The sequence below is a fragment of the Thermogutta sp. genome (genome assembly GCF_014359955.1).
Taxonomy (GTDB): domain Bacteria; phylum Planctomycetota; class Planctomycetia; order Pirellulales; family Thermoguttaceae; genus Thermogutta.
Map to the genome: position 1 here is coordinate 1 of NZ_JACIYL010000397.1, position 4,036 is coordinate 4,036.

Consider the following 4,036-nt stretch of genomic DNA (forward strand, 5'->3'; position numbering starts at 1 on the left):
GGGCGACACCGGGAGGGCCTGCCGAACGACGCTCGGGCTATCCACGGTGATGATTTTTACCCCCGGTGGTAGAAGATTGAGAAAGGCGGCCAGGAGCGTGGTCTTCCCCGCCCCGCCAGGTCGGGCTGCCGTCAAGAGCGAAGCCCCCTGTGCGAGGGCATACATGACCGTCGCCGCCATATCCGCGGAGAGCGTTCCCGCCTCAATCAGATCGACCACGGTGAGCATCCGCCCACCCCGCTGATTGAGATCCTCAAGTTGCTGGACGTTCCGTTGTTCCAGGTCGGGGAGCATCGAACCGTGCGTCAGTCAATCTTTTAGGTCCGTTGCGTGGGGAGCCCGACATCCGGGGTCGGGGGTTTACTTCTCATTATCGGCCGGAGGCGGCCTGCTGGTTCGACGGAGATCGGGGAGTGGGCGCGCCCTGGGCCTTTTTCGTGTCAGCTTTTCCTTCATTTTTTTTGAGGGCGGCAGAGACGAAATTGATCACCGCCTGGCGCGAGGGATATCCCACCATTCTCTGCCCTTGAAAGCCATTTTCCGTGGGGTGGAAGACAAACAGTTGAGGAATGGGACCGCCTTCGGTGAGTTTCTGCGCAAGCTCCGGCTCTTCGTCATAGTCGACGAGGGCCAGCACGGCCTTTTTGAGAACGCCCGCCTGCTGTAAACCAGGAACGCCTTCCTTTTCCAGCTTCTGGCAGGCTGGGCACCATTTCGCTCCGACCACGACCACAAGGGGTCGTTTTGATTGCCGGGCCTGGTAATACGCGGTGGCGTAAGCCTGCGGGTGAACGCCATCCTGACTGACCGGAGAAGCAGCGTCGGAAGCCAGCACGGCAAGCGACAGCAGGCAGAGCAGGTAGGAAAACGCCATGGGTCACTCCTTTCCTGGCTGAAAAAACGGAACTGGTTGTCCTCGGGGCGACAAAGGCATGGCACATGCGCCTTCACGCCCGTGCGCCGATGAAACCCCTCCCGGAGAACAGCCCCGAGGGGGCAGAATGCCTCAGCACGGCAGAAATCCGTTTCGGAGGGAAATGGTCAGGTGGGCTCCTTGCCTTTCCGCGTGCCCGCAGCCGTGGCCGGGGCAAAGATCGCGAAAGTCGCCAGTGTAATCGATAAAGTTTGCCTGACAAGTAGCCCTTTTGCAGTTCACTCAATTTCTTGAAAGCTCCCAACCTTCATGGGGCTTTCACCGTGAATTGCGCTGATGAAACAGTCAGGAGGGCACACGGGGGGTTTTTAGGACGGTGGACCGAGTGGCTTCCAGAGCTGGGTGATGCTGCTTCTTCGCGTCGTTGTTCCCTGCCGGGAGGTTCGACAGCAGACGCTAGATCAGCGGCTGTGTGACAAGGGGAAGTTTTCCGGCCTGGCGTTGTTCCGCCGGCGCCCTGTTCCAGGTAAAATAAATGTGGGGTGATAGGGTATCCGAAAGGAGGAATAGTTCCAGAGGATGGCCCCATGCAACGCGCTGCCCGGTTTCGAGAAAAGCTCCTCATGCGTCGCCTGCGGCGCGGGGCGGTGGCGACTTTGGACTATATCCTGTTGATCGGGGTGATTTTGCCGGCGGCGGCGTTTACAATGTGGGCAGGACCGCGGATTATCCGGCTGGCCTACGAGATGGTCTACGTCCTAATCGTGTGGCCTTTCATGTGACTTGTCGATGCGGGGAGCGTTTCGCCTCACGGCGTTTTCGGTAACAGAGAAGAGTCGAATAAGGGAGAGGTGACGAGATGAACAAGGCGAGCCTGTGGCAACTGCTGAAGCGAATCCACTCTGATGATCGCGGAGCGGTGAGCCTGGAGACGATCCTGATCATCGGCGCAATCGCTCTGCCGATCCTGATCTTCCTGATTCGCGTGGGTTGGCCGAGAATCAAGGGCTACTTCAATCAGGGACTTCAGGACTTGGAGGCGGAGCGGGCGAACGCCATCCAGTGATGCGTCCGCGCGATTCCGAGAACTGCCTGTCGCCGGTGAGTGAGGGCCGTGGGTTGTGGTCTATATCCTTGTGCTGTTCCTCACGGCGGCGGTCGTTTCGGATATCCGCACCAGAAGGATTTTCAACTGGATCACCTACCCCGGCATACTGGCAGGCTTGCTGTTGAACGGACTGGGCGATTTGGCCGTGAGGGCCGGTTGGGCAAGTCCGAGCTGGATGCAGGCCTGGGGCGTGATCGGGCTTGGACGGGCCGTGACGGGGTTTCTGGCCTGTGGCTTGGTGATGGTGGCTTGCTACGTCTTCTTCCGAATCGGCGGGGGAGACGTCAAGCTGATAGCGATGATAGGGGCCTATTTGGGACCCGAGGATGGCATCACGGCCATGCTCTGGACGTTTGTCCTTGGTGCGTGTTTCGCGCTGAGTGTCCTCGTGTGGCGGGTGGGGCCGGTCCGATTGCTGATGCACCTGGCGCGCAGGCTGATGGGATGGCTGCGGCTTGGGTATTGGGGGGCGTTGACGCCGGAGGAGCAAAAGGCCTTAAAACCAACTCTGTTTTTGGCCCCGAGTGCCTGGTTGGCGGTCGTCATCGTCTATTTCAGGGTGATCGAGCGGCTGCTTGGCCAGCCGTAACATAAGCGAAACAAACGGCGGGCGGTCGCTTCCTCACCCATGGAACAGAGAGAGGCGCACCATGTGGCGTGCGATTGTGCTTGCGTCCTGGCCGTGGGCGCTGACGCTCATCGGAGCGATCCTGGCGGCCGTTGTGCTGCTCCGCTGGAGCGGATCCGGCAGGATCTCTTTTCGCTGGAGCCGATTTGCTGAACTTCTCCGGGATGATGCGGGGGCCGTGCAGAGCCTCAGTTTTGTGCTCACTCTGCCGTTGTTCGTCCTCCTCATGCTCTTTATCGTCCAGGTGAGCCAGATCATGATCGGCACCGTCGTCGTGCATTATGCGGCCTTTGCTGCGGCCCGGGCGGCGCAGGTCTGGATTCCGGCTCGGGTGGGCGATATCGAGCTGGAAAACTGTATCGGGCCCGGCTATTACCCAGATCCCACGGCAGAGCAGGTCGTGCCTATTTTGGATCCTTCTGATCCCAACTACGGGCCGACGTCGGGAGGTATGACGTTCATCATTCCGTACGATCCTAACAGCCCGAAGTGGCAGAAGATCGTCACCGCGGCCGTGCTCGCGCTGATGCCCATCTGCCCGTCCCGGAACCTTGGGCTCTCCGTTCCGCCCTCCGCTGCTGCGGCAGCACAACTGGTGCGGCAGGCGTATTTGCAGAATGTTCCCAGCGCCAGCGGTATTCCCCGGGTGCCCCAACGTCTGGAAAACAAGCTGGCTTATGCCCTGCTGGCGACGGAAGTGGAGTTGCGGTTTTTCCACTCCAATCGGGAGCCCCCGCTCGTGCCCTATTATCTAGAGGATGACATTTACCAGTTTCGGCCGAACGAACTGGGATTTCAGGATACGGTTACCGTCACAGTCACGCACCACATGGCGCTGCTCCCCGGACCGGGCAGGTTTTTGGCCCGCGCGGTACGGCGTCCTGACGGCCTCCCTGACAAGGTGGCCCAGGAGATCGAAGTCCGCAACGGCATTGCCACGTACCCGCTTCGGGCGTCTATCACCTTGGGACATGAGGGCGAAAAATCGGTGATTCCCTATACCTATTGGTTTTCAAGCATGTTTTGACAGAATCCTTCAGGTTGCTCGGCGCTCCGGGTCATCGGAGAATGTGAACCCGGGGTGTGACCGAACTGGGATGGGTGCCGGTGGACCGGCAGGGGATGGTCCCGCCGGGCGCGCCTGACTGGGGAGAGAGACCGGCGATGCGAGCGATTGCCGAGAGAATCCGACGATTACCGAGAGACGACTCCGGCGCAATGAGCGTCGTGGCCGTCTTCGCGGTTCTGCTGTTGACTATTCTGCTGGGAATGGTCATGAACGTGGGGCGGGCGGTAGATCACAAGGTGCGGCTGCAGAATGCCGCGGATGCTGTCGCCTATTCGGGCGGGGTGGTCATTGCCCGCGGAATGAATGCGCTCGCCTTCAGTAATCATCTTTTGTGTGACATATTCGCCTTGACCGCAT

General features: G+C 60.0%; 7 protein-coding genes. 5 read left to right on the top strand and 2 right to left on the bottom strand.

Features of this window, described 5'->3' with window-relative positions; all coding sequences use genetic code 11:
* Together H5U08_RS11970 and H5U08_RS11975 are read right to left on the bottom strand one after the other, a co-directional pair.
* Positions 1–294 (bottom strand): hypothetical protein (locus H5U08_RS11970; RefSeq protein WP_297033304.1); only part of this gene is annotated, 294 nt, incomplete at its 3' end.
* A gap of 76 nt (positions 295–370) precedes the next feature.
* Entirely contained in the window at positions 371–874 is a 504-nt protein-coding gene (locus tag H5U08_RS11975; protein ID WP_297033306.1) for a thioredoxin family protein, read from the bottom strand.
* A gap of 587 nt (positions 875–1,461) precedes the next feature.
* Between H5U08_RS11975 and H5U08_RS11980 the strand changes: the two genes are divergently transcribed.
* From H5U08_RS11980 to H5U08_RS12000, 5 genes are all read left to right on the top strand, one after another.
* Complete coding sequence (locus H5U08_RS11980; protein WP_297033308.1) at positions 1,462–1,656, top strand: hypothetical protein; 195 nt, start codon at positions 1,462–1,464, stop codon at positions 1,654–1,656.
* Positions 1,657–1,733: 77 nt separating this feature from the next.
* Positions 1,734–1,940 (top strand): hypothetical protein, encoded by a 207-nt coding sequence (locus H5U08_RS11985; RefSeq protein WP_297033310.1) that lies wholly within the window; start codon positions 1,734–1,736, stop codon positions 1,938–1,940.
* A gap of 55 nt (positions 1,941–1,995) precedes the next feature.
* The gene (locus H5U08_RS11990) at positions 1,996–2,571 is read left to right on the top strand and encodes an A24 family peptidase (protein WP_297033312.1); all 576 of its coding nucleotides are present in this window, start codon (positions 1,996–1,998) and stop codon (positions 2,569–2,571) included.
* Positions 2,572–2,632: 61 nt separating this feature from the next.
* A complete protein-coding gene (locus H5U08_RS11995; RefSeq protein ID WP_297033314.1) occupies positions 2,633–3,637 on the top strand; it encodes a TadE/TadG family type IV pilus assembly protein in 1,005 nt (334 codons plus the stop codon).
* Between the two features lie 56 nt (positions 3,638–3,693).
* A partial coding sequence (locus H5U08_RS12000; RefSeq protein WP_297033317.1) for a pilus assembly protein TadG-related protein occupies positions 3,694–4,036 on the top strand: 343 nt, incomplete at its 3' end.